The organism is Thermomonospora umbrina (assembly GCF_003386555.1).
Lineage (GTDB): Bacteria > Actinomycetota > Actinomycetes > Streptosporangiales > Streptosporangiaceae > Thermomonospora > Thermomonospora umbrina.
This window is the reverse complement of the sequence record NZ_QTTT01000001.1, coordinates 5679431-5693454: the sequence shown is the minus strand read 5'-3', so window position 1 is coordinate 5693454 and position 14024 is coordinate 5679431. Positions and strand designations below refer to the sequence as shown.

Genomic DNA, 14024 nt, shown 5'->3' with positions numbered 1-14024 from the left:
CTACTTGATGGTGAGCGAGGACAGGTAGCCCTGGGCGTTGCGCGCGGTCTCCTCGACCGAGTCGCCGCCGAACTTCTCCAGCACGGCGTCCGCCAGCACCAGCGCCACCATCGCCTCGGCGACCACCCCGGCGGCGGGCACCGCGGTCACGTCGCTGCGCTGGTTGATGGCCTTGGCGGGCTCGCGGGTGGCGACGTCGACGGTGTCCAGGGCCTTGGGGACGGTGGAGATCGGCTTCATCGCCGCCCGCACCCGCAGCACGTCGCCGGTGGTCATGCCGCCCTCGACGCCCCCGGCCCGGTTGGTGCGGCGGCGCAGGCCCTCGGGGCCGTCCTCGATCTCGTCGTGGGCCTTGGAGCCGGGACGGCGGGCGGTCTCGAAGCCGTCGCCGACCTCCACGCCCTTGATGGCCTGAACGCCCATCAGCGCGCCGGCCAGCCGGGAATCGAGCCTGCGGTCCCAGTGGACGTGGCTGCCCAGACCCGGCGGCAGCCCGTAGGCGAGCACCTCGACCACGCCGCCGATGGTGTCGCCGGCCTTGCGCAGCTCGTCGATGTGGGCCACCATCTCGGCGCTCGTCTCGGCGTCGAAGCAGCGGACCGGATCGTCGTCGATCGCGGCCAGGTCGGCCGGGCCCGGCTGCAGCCCGGCGGGGGCGGACACCTCGCCGAGCCCCACCACGTGGCTGAGCACCTCGACACCCACCGACTGCCGCAGGAACGCCTTGGCGACCTCGCCGAGCGCCACCCGGGCGGCGGTCTCGCGGGCGCTGGCCCGCTCCAGCACCGGGCGGGCGTCGTCGAAGCCGTACTTCTGCATCCCGGCCAGGTCGGCGTGACCGGGCCGCGGCCGGGTCAGCGGGGCGTTCCGCGCCTGGGCCGCGAGGGTCTGGGGGTCCACGGGGTCGGCCGACATCACCGTCTCCCATTTGGGCCACTCGGTGTTGCCGACCTCGACGGCCACCGGACCGCCCTGGGTCCGGCCGTGCCGGATCCCCCCGGTGATCGTGACCCGGTCCTGCTCGAACTTCATCCGGGCGCCCCGCCCGTGTCCGAGCCGCCGGCGGCGGAGAGCCTCGGCGATGTCGCCCGAGGTCACCTGCACACCGGCCGGCATCCCCTCGACGATCGCGACGAGGGCCGGTCCATGGGATTCACCAGCGGTCAACCAGCGCAGCATGCCCCGATCCTATTGAGTCCCAGGGCGTGGCCGCGCGCCGAGTCCGCCTCCTGAGACGCCGCCGGTCCGCCGACGGGGCGTCGGACCCGGCCGCCTGAACGCGACGCGGCCTCCACGGCCACGGCCGACGGCGGCCCGTCCGGGCGCCCGAACGCCTCCCGGACCCCTGGCCGGAGGCGGCCAGAGATCGTCGCTCAGGCGTGGACCAGGACGGCGATCAGGGTCCCCAGGAGCATGAAGGGGCCGAACGGGATCTGGGTCCGGAGGCCGGCGCGGCGGGTGATCAGGAGGCCCAGCGCGTACAGGCCGCCGGTCACGTGGATGGCCAGGACGCCGGTGAGGGCCGCGGCGGGGCCGAGCCACCCCAGGTACAGGCCCAGGACGCCGGCCAGCTTGACGTCGCCGAAGCCGAGCTGACCGGGCACGAGGAACCACTGGACCGCGTACAGCAGCCAGAGGGCGGCCATGCCGAGCAGCGCGTGCAGGAGACGGGCGCCGCCGTCCTCGGTGAACGGCGCGGCCAGGCCCAGCAGCGCGACGCCCGCCGGATAGGACGGCAGGGTCAGCGGGTCGGGGAGGCGTTTGAGCTCGGCGTCGATGACCGCCAGCAGGACCGCCACGACGCCGAGGAGGACGAACGCGGCCAGGTCGGGGCGGGGCCCGATCCGCCAGGCCAGCAGCGCCACGACCGCCGCGGCGGCGATCGTGACGGGGAGGGGCCGGCGGGCGACCGGCGCGAGCCAGTCGCGGGTCGCCCGGCGCGCCTCCGCCGCGTCGTCGGAGGAGACGGAGGGGGCGTCCACGCCGGTCACCCTACTCGGGCCGCCCGGGCGCGGCACGGGCGACGGTCAGCTCGACGCCGCCGACGATGCGGCCGCGCAGCAGTTCGGCCAGCCGGTCGGAGACGCGCCGGAGGATGGCCCGCTCGTCGTGGCCGGGCGCCAGCCCGCAGCGGATCGCCAGCTCCGCCGCCTCGCCCCGGCCGACGCGCACCCCCCGCACACCCTCCTCGCCGCCGAACGCGGCCTCGATCGCGGCGAGCACGTCCGGGTCCTCGTGCGGGGGCGGCACGGCACGGCCCTCGGCCAGCAGGTGCAGCCGCAGCCCGTCCACGGCGAACGGGACGGGCCCGGCCACGTCGACGACCAGGGCGTGCGCCCCCTCGTCGAGCGCCGACCGGCACGCGTCACGGGTGTGGACGGGGACCGGTCGGGCGTCCTCGCGCCAGCGCCGCAGGGCGTCCATCGAGGTGAACCCCAGGACCCCGCGCCGCCCGTCCTCGCCGAGGAGGGTGGGCAGCGCCATGTCGCTCTCCTTCTCCCGGCGCAGCTCTCCGGGGGCCACCGCCTCCTCCTCGGTGAGGACGGCGACGATGGGAACGAGGAGCCGGGCGACCGCGAGCCGCTCCAGCACGGCGTACTCGCCCGCGTGCCCCCGGGCGTGGGCGGCCAGCGCGTCCCTCAACGCGGGATCGGCGCTGCCGTCGTCGTCGGGGAACTGCGGTTGCACAAGGGTCGGTCCGGCCACGCCAGAGAGCGTATACGTCCTCGTCCACGCGCTCGTCGACCACGGAGGGTCGACGTTCGGGCGCTCTCCGTTCTTATGCGGATGTGTCCCCGTCACGGCGGATCGATAATGGCGGCGGCGACGGGGGAAACGGTCCCGAAAGAGAATGGTCGGTTTGAAAACGAACGTGTTTGTCACTCTTCGCATGCGTCGATCATGAACACCTCCAGTCCCCCACGGACTCGGGGCCCGCGCTGCGACGTGTGAATGCATCGTTTTGACCAGCGGATATGTCGAGACAGGACGGCGAATGGCCTCCGAACTTGCACGAGGTTGGCAGTCGCCATGAAGACATTGTGTGAGGTGGACGACCATGGTCAAAATCAGAAACGTGTGTTCAACTAGAGCCCGCCTTGGAGCACGAGGGGACTCCTGATCCAGCACGGTGGGGTGACTGGATCCGGAGCCTGGCGGAGGGGTTCAGTCGTGGACGCACACCGTTCTCATCGAACACACGAGATCGTTTGGAGAGAGGTCGCCGACGACTTCGTCACCGAGTACAGCCGGCGGATGCTGATGTCGTTGCCGCGCCGCGACCAGCGGGAGAGCGGCGAACTGTACATTTCCGGGCTGCTGTCGCTCACCGGCCGCAAGTCGATGCGCTCGATCGCGTCGATCGCGGGGGGCGGCGCCGCCGAGCAGAGATTGCACCACTTCATCAGCAAGTCGCCGTGGGATTGGGTCATGGTGCGCAGGGCGCTGGCCGCGGATCTCGATCGGGCGCTCGATCCGCTGGCATGGGTGGTGCGGCCGATGGTGGTCCTCAAGGCCGGAGAGCACACCGTCGGGGTGACCGAATCCTTCGTTCCGCAACTCGGGCGCGTGGTCAACTGCCAACGCTCGTACGGGGTCTGGTTGGCCGGCGAGACGCAGAGCGCGCCGGTCAACTGGCGGTTGCTGCTGTCGGAGGAGTGGCTCACCGACGCCGAGCGCAGGCGACGCGCGGAGATCCGGGATGCCTCCGGCGGCGACGACGGGGGCGTCCCGCCCGCGGCGGCGGTCGCGCTCGAACTGACGCGGGCGTGGGGGCTGCGGCCCCGTCCGGTGATCACCGACGCCCGCGATGAGGACGTGGAGGCGCTGGTGCGGCACCTGTTGGCCGCGAAGGTCTCCTTCGTGCTGCGGATCGGCGGCGCCACGCGGCTGACCCGATGGAGCGCCGCCTCCCGCGGGCGGGCGGGCCGGTGGATGACGGCGCAGCACCTGGCCGAGAGCACCGACCGGGGCGGGCCTCAGGTCGGATGGGTGGGACGCATCGGTCCGGTCGGCCGGGCCGCGCCGTTCTCCGTCACCGACGTCGTGCCGCCGCCCGGCTCCGGGGCCGCCCTGCTGCGACTGGTCGGCGCCCCCCGCCCGGGGGAACGCAGGGTGCGGGAGCTGTGGCTGTCGAACATGACCGATGCGTCGTCCGCGCACATCGTGCGGCTGGGCCGCCTCACCGAACGCGTCGACGAGGACTTCGCCGAGATCAGCACCAAGCTCGGCGTGATGGACTTCGAGGGCCGCTCCTTCGGGGGCTGGCACCGGCACGCCACGCTCAGCGCCGTGGCGCAGGGCATCGTGACACTGTCCGCCGCGCGCGATCAGGCCGTCGAGCCGCACGGCGACGACCTGCAGATCGCCTGGACGACCCCGGGTTGGCTGGAGGCCCTGCTCCCCGGAAGGGCGCGCGGCCACGGAGCACCCGAGGAGGTGCTCCGCTGAGCCGCGAGAACGGTCAGTCCAGCACGGCCAGCGCGAGCCGGGCGGCGTCCTGCAGGCGCCCGGCCTCCGGCGCCGCCCGCGCGATCACCCGCATCCCCTGCATCACCACGAGGAGGAAGCGGGCGATCTCCTGCGGGGTCCTGTCGGCGGCCAGCTCGCCCTGAGCCTGGGCCCTGATCAGGGAGCCGACCAGCGCCGTCTCCACGACGCTCCAGCTCACGTCCACCTGGCGGGCCACCTCGGGATCGCGCGGGGACAGCTCCACCGCCGCGTTCACCACCAGGCAACCCCGGCGCTTGGAGTCGGTCAGGGCCTCGGTGACCCAGCTCTCCACGAAGGCGCGCACGGCCGGCAGCGCCGGGCCCGGCTGGGCGAGCGCGGTGACGAAACCCGCCTCGCTCCCCTGCAGGTACCGCCGCATGGCGGCCAGATAGAGGTCGTGCTTGCTGCCGAAGGTGCCGTACAGACTGGCCCGGCCGATGCCCAGGTGCTCGACGAGGTCGGCCATCGAGGTCGCCTCGTAGCCCCGCTCCCAGAACAGGTCCATCGCGCGCTGGAGCACCGCGTCGGGGTCGAACTCCTTGGTCCTGGCCATGTCTCGAGGCTAACAACAAACAGACCGAGCAATCCAGAATGGCTTTCCGGGTGGCCGGGTTCACTCAGCGCGGCAGTCGGACGGACTGGCCGTGCCGGAAGACGTCGGCCGGGTCCCAGGCGGCCTTCACGCGCTGCAGGCGCGGGTAGTTCTCGCCGTAGTAGAGCGTGCTCCAGGGCACGCCCGACCGGTTGCGCAGCGGGTCGTTCAGGTCGATGTCGGGGTAGTTGACGTAGCAGCCGTCGGTGTTCTGGTCGGACACCGGCACGCCTCCGGTCGCGGCGTACACGTCCTCGTAGATGCCGCGCAGCCAGGCGAGGTTGGCGGCGTCCTCGCCCGCCGAGTGCCAGTACGTCTGGTAGAGCAACTTGAACGCCGAGTCTCGGTGGACGGAGGCGGTGGCGGTCCGCGACACGGAGTTGACGGCCGCCCCGTAGGAGCTGAGCAGCACCATGGCGTTGGGGTTGGCGAAGTCGGTGCGGGTCAGGTGACGGTACATCGTGGCGATCTGCTGCTCGGGGATGTTGCGGCGCAGGTAGGCCGACTTGTAGTCGCCGCGCAGGGTCGGATCGACCAGGATCGAGTTGGTGACGCCCAGGTAGCGGGTGGCCTGGAGCCAGGGCAGCCGTTGCGGCGTGGCGAACTCCGGCATCGGCCCGAACTCCCCCATCGCCTTGGTCACCGCGCCGTGGGGCACGCCCACGCCGTCGGAGACGGCCCGCAAGAAGGCGTCCAGCAGGCCCTGCGCGTCCGGGACCGTCGCGTCCATCTGGGTCAGCAGGCCGATCTGGCCGTTGGAACGATGGTTCAGGCTCAGATTGGCGACCAGCCCGTCGTAGGGGCCGCCGGCCGTCGCGTGGGACTCGTGCCATGCGCCGTAGTTGCGCACCAGGCGGGTGACGGCCTGCTCCGTCATGTCCTCCCACGGCCAGGAGACGGCGCTGAGCAGGACCTCGGCCGGCGGCCGGGGCAGCAGTGAGCCGGGCGTCGTGCCGGTCGCCCCCGGGGACCGGAACCAGTACCGCGTCACCACGCCGAAGTTGCCCCCGCCGCCTCCGGTGTGGGCCCACCACAGCTCGCGGTTGGGATCACTCGACTCGCGGGTGGCGATCACCGCGCGGGCCTGACGCCGGGCGTCCACGACGACCACCTCGACGGCGTACAGGTGATCCACGATCAGGCCGTTCCGACGGCAGAGCATGCCCCAGCCGCCGCCGCTGACGTGTCCGCCCACGCCGACCGAGTAGCACACCCCGCCCGGGACGACGACTCCGTACGCCTTGTAGAGGCGCTCGTAGACGTCGGTGAGCGTGGCGCCGGCCTGGACCTCGAAGGCCCCGCGCTGCTCGTCGAAACGCACCGCGGTCATCTCGGAGAGGTCGATCACCGTCTCGACGGCGTCGTTGAAGACGAAGTCCTCGTAGCAGTGGCCGCCGCCGCGCACGGTGAGGCGCTTGCCGGCGTCGACCGCCTGCTGCACCGCGGCGCGCACCTGTTCGGTGGAGGCGACGAGCTGCACGCTCTCGGGTCGGGCCGTCCACCGCTGGTTCATGCCGCGCACGAGATCGGGGTAGCGGGCGTCGCCGGAACGGACGGAGACGGGCGGGAACGGCGCCGTCTCCACGGTCTCGACGGCGCCCGCCGCCGTCCTCGCGGAGGCCACGGCCGGGACGGAGGCCCCGGCCAGGACGGCCGCGCCCGCCATCAGGCGTCGGCGCGACCAGCCGGCCGGGGGGTCCCCGGCGCGGTCGTCGGGAGAGGGAGTGTTGGAGGCCATGCTCACACCGCCTTGATCGACAACGAGTGGTGGAAGAGGTTCTTCGGGTCCCACTGGGCCTTGACCGTCTGCAGCCGCCGGTAGCCGGACTTGAAGTACAGCTCGTGCCACGGGATGCCCGAGGCGTTGAGCCGGGGGTCGGCGAGGTCCGCGTCGGCGTAGTTGATGAAGCAGCCGTCGGTGTCCGCGTTGGGGGCGGGCACGCCGCCGGAGGCCGCGTACACGTCCTGGTAGAGGGAGCGGACCCAGTTCAGATGGGCGGCGTCCTCGGCGGGATCGGTCCAGAAGCTCACGTAGTGGAGCTTGAGGATCGAGTCGCGCTGCGGGACCGCCGTGTCCGCCGCCGCGACGGCGTTCGTCCTGCCGCCATAGGCGGTGATCATGACGAGGGACGCGGGGTGCGCGTAGTCGGTGCGCGTCATGTGCCGCCAGAACGCCCTCAGGTTGGCGTCGGTGAACCCGCGCCGCATGTACGCCGACTTGCCCTTGAAGCGCGTGGTGGTGTCCGTGCCGGTGAAGCCCGGCCACTGGGTGACCGCGTGCAGCCAGGAGATCTTACGGCGGTCGTCCACCCGGAACTCGACGCCGGTGCCCTCGTTGACGGCGGCCAGATAGGAGTCCAGCAGCGCGGCGGCGTTGGGTGCGGCCGCGTCGATCTGCGTCGTCATGGAGAACGAGCCGGCCGACCGGTGCTGCGGCTTGAGCTGGCTGAAGAGCGCGGCGTACGGCGAGTCGGGCGAGCTGTTGGCCTCGTACCACCGGCCGAAGTTGCGCAGCAGGCGGGTGAACGCGACCTCGGTCATGTCGCTCCAGGACCAACTGACGTTCGAGATGATGACCTCGGACGGCGGCTTGGGCAGTTGGTCGGCGGGGGCGGTGCCCGTGACGTTCGGCGAGCGGAACAGGTAGCGGGTGACCACGCCGAAGCCGCCTCCGCCGCCACCGGTGTGCGCCCACCACAGGCCGCGGTTGGGGTCTCCGATCTCCCGGGTGGCGACCACCTTCGACGCCCTGCCGGCCGAGTCGACGACGACCAGTTCCACGCCCCACAGGTGGTCGACGATGAGGCCGTGCCTGCGGGACAGGGGGCCGTATCCGCCGCCGGCCACGTGCCCGCCGACGCCCACGGTCGGGCAACTGCCGCCGGGCAGGGTGACGCCCCACTCGCGGTACAGGGTCCGGTACACGTCGCCGAGGCGGGCTCCGGGCTCGACGTGGAACACCCTGCGGGTCTCGTCGTACCCGATCGCGTTCAGGCCGGCCAGGTCGATGACCGTGCGGACGCGGTCGTTGGCGACGAAGTCCTCGTAGCAGTGGCCGCCGCTGCGCACCGCGAAGCCCTTGCCTCCGTTGACGGCCTGCTGGACGGCGGTCAGGACGTGGGCCGACGTGCCGACCAGCTCCACGTTGTCCGGGGTGCCCACCCAACGCTGGTTGCTGCCCCAGGTCAGGTCGGGGTAGCGGCGATCCCCCGGCCTGATGGTGACGACGGTGGACCCGGCCTCGCCGGCCGCGACGGCGGCGGAGGCGCTCGTCCGCTCGGTGACGGCGGGCAGGAGGGCCGTCGCGCCACCTATCAGCGCGACGTCTCTGAAGAACGCGCGACGTGAGTGCCCTGGCATCGTGGTGTGCTCCTCTTTCAGGTTCCGGGGGCGGGCGCGGCGGTCAGCGCGCCTGGCGCTGGACGAGGCCGGCGACGATGAACCGCAGCGCGTCCGAGAAGTAGCGCTGGGTCTCGTGCAGGAAGTAGCGGGTCCGCTCGGCCTTCTCGACCCCGGCCGGGGTGAGGGTGACGCGCAGGGTCAGCGTGGGCGCGCCCGTCTCGTCCCTGCCGAGCTCGTTGACGATCTGTTCGATGCAGGGGTCGTCGACCGGCCGGAAGACCACGCGCTCGTGGTCCTCGAAGGTCACCCGCTCCCGCACCCGATCGGCGTCGCGGACGGTGATCTCGCGGAGGAACCCGTCGTCGTAGCGTTCCAGGACCCGGCAGGCCGTCACCGCAGGCACGTACGGACCGGGGTTCTCCGCCTTGTGGACCAACCCCTCCCAGACCTGGTCGGCGTCCGGCGTGGCCGGGTCTTCGCCCGGGACGGCGACGGGGAGCGTCCAGCTAAAGGTGGCCATGTGACGGTGCCTTCCTGATCCGTGGGACAGCCCGGATTCTGGTCGGCGCGCGGCGCCGGGACATCGCATGAACGTGCGATCTCCTGCGCCTCGCGACGGTGCAGCCTTGGGGGACCGCCGGTGCGCCGCCCGCCGGGTTCCGTTTCTCTGCCGTCGCCCAATCTGGACTGAGCGTTCAAGCTTGTGGTAGCTTCCGATCACCGCAACTACAGGGGCATATGCAGCACGTCGCCCGCTATAGTGGAATGAGCGTTCAACTATGGGTTCCGTCCCTGTGGACATCTCGCCCGACACGGCCCCATCCCGGCTGCGGCCCGGGCCGTCCTTCGCGCTCCTGGGCGCGGTCCAGGTCACCCTGATCGCGACCATCACCGTGATCACGGTGGCCCTGCCGGTGATCCAGCGAGATCTGGGCCTGACCGACACGGACCTGGTCTTCGCCACCTCCGCCTACAGCCTGTCGTTCGGAGGGCTGCTGGTCTTGGGCGGTCGGCTCGCCGACCTGCTCGGCCACCGGGCGGTGTTCGTCACCGGGGTGGTCGTGTTCGGCGTCGCCTCACTCGCCGCCGCGGCCGCCACCACGCTCTGGGTCCTGGTGGCCGCCCGTTTCGCGCAGGGCGTGGGCGCGGCGCTCGCCGCCCCCGCCGCGATGGCGCTGCTCAACTCCGTCTATCCGAACGCGGCGCGGCGCACCCGGGCGCTGGCGGTCTGGGGGGTGCTGGCCAGTCTGGGCGCGGGCTCCGGCAACATCCTGTCCGGGGTGATCCTGTCCTGGGGGCAGTGGCGCTGGGTGTTCGTCGCGCCGGCCGTCGTCTCCTTGGTGATCGTCCTGTGCGCGCCGCTGTTGCCGGCCGGTCCCCCGCGCCGGCCCGGACGACTCGACGTGCCGGGCGCCCTCCTCATCACCGCGGGTCTGACCGCGCTCATCTTCGGGCTGGGCGAGACCGACCCGGTGTGGATCGGGGTCGGCGTCCTGGTGCTGGCCCTGTTCGCGCTGACCCAGGCCCGGTCGTCCCGGCCGCTGGTGCCGCCGGCGCTGCTGGCCTCGCCCCGCAGGGCGGCGGCGCTGCTCGCCATCGGACTGACGGCCGCCGCCATGGCGTCGTACTTCTTCATCCTGGCGATCTACTTCCAGAAGACGCTGGACTACTCACCGCTGCGCACCTCCGCGGCCTTCCTCCCGCCCGTCTTCGCGGTGCTGTTCACCGCGGCGGCCGGCGGATGGGCCGCGCGCCGGTTCGGGCCCGGCGTCCTGACGGCCGCGGGGCTGGGGCTGGGGGCGGCCGGCATGGGGCTGCTGAGCGGGCTCGACGCGGACTCGTCGTACTGGGGACTGCTCGCGGTCGGCATCACGCTCTTCCCGGTCGGCGCGGGCCTCACCTTCTCCGGGGCGACCGTCTGGGCCGTGGAGAGCACCGTGCCCGAGGAGGCCGGCCTGGTGGGAGGGGTCGTGAACACGGCCATGGAGATCGGGCCCCCGGTGGGCCTGGCCGTCCTCGTGCCGCTCGCCGTCTCGCACGCCGCCGGTCACGGCGGCGGGGCCGCGGCGGACGCGGGCGGCTACGGCTTCGCCTTCGGCACGGCGGCCGTCGCGCTGGCCGTCGCCGCCGGACTCGTCCTGCTGCAGCGCGCGGCGAGGGCCGAGAAGACCGCCGGGCGCGCTTGAGAACGGGCCGACGGCACGCGCCGCGGCCCGCCGCCCGACACGAGCCGAAGCATCATCACTGCGAAAGGGAGTTCGTCATGGGAGCACGTTTCACCGACAAGGTCGTCCTCGTCACCGGCGCCGGCGGTGTGCTGGGCCGCTCCGCGGCGCTGGCGTTCGCCGAGGAGGGCGCGACCGTGGTCGTGGCCGACGTCAACGAGAGCGGCGTCGACGAGACGGTCAAGCTGATCGAGGCGGAGGGCGGCCGCGCCTCCGGCGTCGTCGTCGACGTCACCGACTCCGAGAGCGTCAAGGCGATGGTGGACACCGCCGTGTCCCGCCACGGCGGTCTGCACGTCGCCTTCAACAACGCGGGCATCCTCGGCGGCGGCACGCCGGTCGGCGAGCACGACGAGGACGTGTGGAACAGGGTGCTCGCCGTCAACCTCACGGGCGTCTTCCTCGCCCTGAAGCACGAGACCGCGCACATGGCGGCCAACGGCGGCGGCACCATCGTCAACACCGCCTCCAACCTGGGCGCCCACTGGCGCCTGGCCGGCATGAGCGCCTACTCCACCTCCAAGGCGGGTGTCAGCTTCCTGACCCGCACCGCCGCGCTGGAGTACATCCAGCGGGGCGTGCGCATCAACTCCATCAGCCCGGGTCCGATCGACACCCCGATGTCCTACCTGCCGGGCGAGACCCGCGAGCAGCGTGACGCCCGGCTGGCCCCGACCGTGCCGCTGGGCCGGGTCGCCGACCCGCGCGAGGTCGCCAACGCCGTCCTGTGGCTGGCGTCGGAGGAGTCCGCCTTCGTCGTCGGGCACGACCACGTCATCGACGGTGGCGCCACCGCCTGACCGGCGGAGTGCGTACGGCGCGGTGACGCGCCGCAGGAGGGGCCGCGGGACGCCGCGGCCCCTTTCTCGCGTTCCCGGGGCCGCTTTCGACCTGACGAAGTCCCCCGGTCGTGACGCAGCCGTCCGGACCTGACACCGTGCCGCGGAGCTGACGGAATTCCCCGACGTTGATGAAATACATCCCGACCTGATGACGTGCCGGGTGCCTGACATTCTCGAATGCTTTTGACGATGTCGCGCATTCTGCTTTGCCGGCGGGTCGGGAAACAGGGCAGTCTTGTTCCGGCACCCACTCGGAAACGAGTGGGCGACGCCCTCTCCGGGCGCGGCCGATTATGCCGAATTCGTAACGCAGTGAACACGGAAAGCGAGTCGATGCAAACGCTCAAGGCGACGAGGAGGGCCCGTCCGAGCAGGTCCCGGTCGGGCTGGAATTCGCTGACACCGGCGGAATTGCAGGTCGCCCGGCTGGTGGCCATAGGGCTGAGCAACCGTGCGGTGGCCGAGGAACTGCGGGTGTCACCGCACACGGTCAACACGCACGTGAGGAACGCGTTCCTCAAACTCGACGTGTCCAGTCGGGTCCAGTTGACGCGGTATGTGCTGCTCCATGAGTCAGGGGCCCGCTGACCGCCCGCCCACGTTCGATGAAAGGACCGGAATTCTCATGTGCGGACTGGCCGGATGGGTGGGTTACGGACGCGATCTGAGCGGGTCGGTCGAGGTGGTCTCGGCGATGACCGCGACGATGGTCTGCCGGGGGCCCGACGCGGGCGGCCTGTGGACGTCGCGGCACGCGGTGCTCGGCCACCGCCGGCTGGCGGTCATCGACCCGGAGGGCGGCCTGCAGCCGATGGCCGCCTCGGACGACGGCGGCCTCCCGGTGATCTCGTACACCGGCGAGGTGTACAACTTCCAGGAATTGCGGGACGAACTCGGCGCGCTGGGGCACGACTTCCGGACGGCCGGCGACACCGAGGTGGTGCTGCGGGCCTATCTGGAGTGGGGGGCCTCGTTCGTCGAGCGCCTCAACGGCATCTACGCGTTCGCCGTCTGGGACCCGCGCACCGAGGAGCTCCTCCTGGTCCGCGACCGGATGGGTGTCAAGCCCCTCTACTACCACCCGACCGCGGACGGCGTGATCTTCGGCTCGGAGCCCAAGGCGATCCTCGCCCACCACGAGGTCGAGGCGGTCGTCGACGCCGAGGGCCTGCGGGAGATCTTCAGCATCGTCAAGACGCCCGGACACGCGGTGTTCAAGGGCATGCGCGAGGTGCCGCCGGCCACTGTGGTGCGGTTCTCGCGCGGCGGCGGCGATGTCCTGACGTACTGGAGGCTGGAGGCCCGCGCGCACACCGACGACCTGGAGACCACGGTGGCGCGGGTGCGGTCCCTGTTGGAGGACATCGTCGACCGGCAGCTCGTCGCCGACGTCACCGTCGGCACCCTGCTCTCCGGCGGACTGGACTCCAGCGCCGTCACCGCGCTCGCCGCGGCCGCACGCGCCCGGCGCGGCGTGACCGAGCCGCTCCGCGCCTTCTCCGTGGACTTCGTGGGGCACGAGCAGCGTTTCGAGTCCAACGTCCAATGGGAGGACCCGGACACCCCGTTCGCCGTCGAGGTGGCCGAGCGCGTCGGCGCCGAGCACATCATCGTCGAGCTGGACAACGACGACATCCTCGACCCGGAGGTCCGGCGCGCGGTACTGCGGGCGCAGGACCTGCCGGTGTCCACCGGCGACATGGAGTACTCCCTGTTCCTGCTGTGTCGCGCGCTCAAGGAGCGCATGACGGTGGCGCTCTCGGGCGAGGCCGCCGATGAACTGTTCGGCGGCTACACCTGGTTCCACGACGAGGAGGCCGTGGAGCTCGACGGCTTCCCCTGGCACCACCCGTTCGAGAAGGCCGGCGGCATCGGCGCGCTGCGCGACGTCGGGCTGTGGGACCGCCTCGACCTCACCAACCACGTCAAGCAGCGCTACGCGGAGGCGCTGGAGGAGGTCCCGCGCCTGCCCGGCGAGAACGGCCGCGAGGCCCGGATGCGCGAGCTGACCTACCTCAACATCAGCCGGTGGGAGAACTTCCTGCTGGACCGCAAGGACCGCATCAGCATGGCGGTCGGTCTGGAGGTCCGGGTGCCGTTCACCGACCACCGGCTGGTCCAGTACGTCTACAACGTCCCCTGGGCGATGAAGACCTTCGACGGGCGGGAGAAGAGCCTGCTGCGCGCGGCGATGCGCGGTGTGCTCCCCGACTCGGTCCTGGACCGGAAGAAGAACCCGTACCCGTCCACCCAGGACCGCGGCTACGAGCTCGCCCTGCGCCGGATGGTCGAGGAGATCCTCGTCGAGGGCGCCCCGGTGCTGCGCATCGTCTCCGAGGAGGACGTGCGCCGGCTGCTGGACCGGCCGGTGGGCTCCTTCGGGGTCGGTGGCCCCTGGAGCGCCCGTGCCGTCCTCGAGCGCCTGGTCGAGTTCAACGCCTGGGTCTCCGAGTACGGCGTCCGCGTCGAGCTCTGACCGGCGCCCGCACCCGCCTCCCGATCCCTCTCCCGTGAACGTGAAGGTGTACCGGC

At 71.9% G+C, this 14024-nt stretch carries 12 protein-coding genes; 5 read left to right on the top strand and 7 right to left on the bottom strand.

Annotation, left to right across the window (positions count from 1 at the left end):
* From aroC to DFJ69_RS25490, 3 genes are all read right to left on the bottom strand, one after another.
* Positions 1-1179 (bottom strand): chorismate synthase, encoded by a 1179-nt coding sequence (gene aroC / locus DFJ69_RS25500; protein ID WP_116024934.1) that lies wholly within the window; start codon positions 1177-1179, stop codon positions 1-3.
* Between the two features lie 194 nt (positions 1180-1373).
* Positions 1374-1982, bottom strand: a complete 609-nt coding sequence (locus tag DFJ69_RS25495; protein WP_116026909.1) for a prepilin peptidase — start codon at positions 1980-1982, stop codon at positions 1374-1376.
* A 10-nt stretch (positions 1983-1992) separates the two neighbouring features.
* Positions 1993-2706: an SseB family protein gene (locus DFJ69_RS25490; RefSeq protein ID WP_116024933.1), complete on the bottom strand. Its 714-nt coding sequence runs from the start codon at positions 2704-2706 to the stop codon at positions 1993-1995.
* A 429-nt stretch (positions 2707-3135) separates the two neighbouring features.
* Between DFJ69_RS25490 and DFJ69_RS25485 the strand changes: the two genes are divergently transcribed.
* Positions 3136-4449, top strand: coding sequence for an IS701 family transposase (locus DFJ69_RS25485; protein ID WP_425453381.1), 1314 nt, complete (start codon positions 3136-3138; stop codon positions 4447-4449).
* A 13-nt stretch (positions 4450-4462) separates the two neighbouring features.
* Here DFJ69_RS25485 and DFJ69_RS25480 read toward each other — a convergent pair whose 3' ends face one another.
* The 4 genes from DFJ69_RS25480 to DFJ69_RS34475 all read right to left on the bottom strand — a co-directional run bounded on the left by DFJ69_RS25480 (position 4463) and on the right by DFJ69_RS34475 (position 8945).
* Complete coding sequence (locus DFJ69_RS25480) at positions 4463-5044, bottom strand: TetR/AcrR family transcriptional regulator (RefSeq protein WP_116024932.1); 582 nt, start codon at positions 5042-5044, stop codon at positions 4463-4465.
* Positions 5045-5108: 64 nt separating this feature from the next.
* Positions 5109-6821: an FAD-binding oxidoreductase gene (locus tag DFJ69_RS25475; protein WP_245974570.1), complete on the bottom strand. Its 1713-nt coding sequence runs from the start codon at positions 6819-6821 to the stop codon at positions 5109-5111.
* Between the two features lie 2 nt (positions 6822-6823).
* A complete protein-coding gene (locus DFJ69_RS25470) occupies positions 6824-8443 on the bottom strand; it encodes an FAD-binding oxidoreductase (protein ID WP_116024931.1) in 1620 nt (539 codons plus the stop codon).
* 43 nt (positions 8444-8486) lie between these two features.
* Positions 8487-8945 carry an SRPBCC family protein gene (locus DFJ69_RS34475; protein WP_170177776.1) on the bottom strand — a complete coding sequence of 153 codons (459 nt, stop codon included), beginning with the start codon at positions 8943-8945 and terminating at the stop codon, positions 8487-8489.
* A 259-nt stretch (positions 8946-9204) separates the two neighbouring features.
* Here DFJ69_RS34475 and DFJ69_RS25460 point away from each other — a divergent pair, with 259 nt between their 5' ends.
* From DFJ69_RS25460 to asnB, 4 genes are all read left to right on the top strand, one after another.
* Positions 9205-10611: an MFS transporter gene (locus DFJ69_RS25460; protein WP_116024930.1), complete on the top strand. Its 1407-nt coding sequence runs from the start codon at positions 9205-9207 to the stop codon at positions 10609-10611.
* 77 nt (positions 10612-10688) lie between these two features.
* Entirely contained in the window at positions 10689-11450 is a 762-nt protein-coding gene (locus DFJ69_RS25455; RefSeq protein WP_116024929.1) for an SDR family NAD(P)-dependent oxidoreductase, read from the top strand.
* 375 nt (positions 11451-11825) lie between these two features.
* Positions 11826-12080 carry a response regulator transcription factor gene (locus tag DFJ69_RS35005; protein ID WP_211328735.1) on the top strand — a complete coding sequence of 85 codons (255 nt, stop codon included), beginning with the start codon at positions 11826-11828 and terminating at the stop codon, positions 12078-12080.
* Positions 12061-13968, top strand: a complete 1908-nt coding sequence (asnB, locus tag DFJ69_RS25445; protein ID WP_342769882.1) for an asparagine synthase (glutamine-hydrolyzing) — start codon at positions 12061-12063, stop codon at positions 13966-13968. Before DFJ69_RS35005 ends, asnB begins: the two co-directional genes overlap by 20 nt.
* Positions 13969-14024: the final 56 nt, after the last annotated feature.

What these genes read in the sequence shown, in the direction of transcription:
- aroC (WP_116024934.1), bottom strand. Translation starts at nt 1,179, where the DNA reads ATGCTGCGCTGGTTGACCGCTGGTGAATCCCATGGACCGGCCCTCGTC.
- DFJ69_RS25480 (WP_116024932.1), bottom strand. Translation starts at nt 5,044, where the DNA reads ATGGCCAGGACCAAGGAGTTCGACCCCGACGCGGTGCTCCAGCGCGCG.
- DFJ69_RS25475 (WP_245974570.1), bottom strand. Translation starts at nt 6,821, where the DNA reads ATGGCCTCCAACACTCCCTCTCCCGACGACCGCGCCGGGGACCCCCCG.
- DFJ69_RS25470 (WP_116024931.1), bottom strand. Translation starts at nt 8,443, where the DNA reads ATGCCAGGGCACTCACGTCGCGCGTTCTTCAGAGACGTCGCGCTGATA.
- DFJ69_RS34475 (WP_170177776.1), bottom strand. Translation starts at nt 8,945, where the DNA reads ATGGCCACCTTTAGCTGGACGCTCCCCGTCGCCGTCCCGGGCGAAGAC.
- DFJ69_RS25460 (WP_116024930.1), top strand. Translation starts at nt 9,205, where the DNA reads ATGGGTTCCGTCCCTGTGGACATCTCGCCCGACACGGCCCCATCCCGG.
- DFJ69_RS25455 (WP_116024929.1), top strand. Translation starts at nt 10,689, where the DNA reads ATGGGAGCACGTTTCACCGACAAGGTCGTCCTCGTCACCGGCGCCGGC.
- DFJ69_RS35005 (WP_211328735.1), top strand. Translation starts at nt 11,826, where the DNA reads ATGCAAACGCTCAAGGCGACGAGGAGGGCCCGTCCGAGCAGGTCCCGG.
- asnB (WP_342769882.1), top strand. Translation starts at nt 12,061, where the DNA reads ATGAGTCAGGGGCCCGCTGACCGCCCGCCCACGTTCGATGAAAGGACC.